The organism is Halomonas sp. SIMBA_159, assembly GCF_046536035.1.
GTDB lineage: Bacteria > Pseudomonadota > Gammaproteobacteria > Pseudomonadales > Halomonadaceae > Vreelandella > Vreelandella venusta_A.
In genome coordinates, this window is sequence record NZ_JAWJBT010000740.1 from 1 (window position 1) to 266 (window position 266).

Annotated in this window: 1 protein-coding gene; it reads left to right on the forward strand. The window is 71.1% G+C overall.

Features of this window, described 5'->3' with window-relative positions:
- Positions 1 to 266 (forward strand): putative quinol monooxygenase (locus R0J87_RS21160; RefSeq protein ID WP_498888741.1); only part of this gene is annotated, 266 nt, incomplete at both ends.

Genomic DNA, 266 nt, shown 5'->3' on the forward strand with positions numbered 1-266 from the left:
GCGACAGCCAGGTCGTCCTCTCCGCCGAGTTCACGGCGCTGCCCGCCGCGGCCGACGAGGTCGACGCCCTGATCCAGGAGTATGCGGAGAGCGTGCGGGCCGAACCCGGCAACGAGACCTTCGAGGTCTATCGCAGAGCCGAGGACCCGCACCGTTTCGTCGTCTTCGAGCGGTATCGGGACCGGGAGGCGTTCGACGCGCACCTCGGCGCGGAGGCCGGGCGCGCGTTCAACGCCGCGCTCGTGCCGAGGATCGTGGAACCGCAG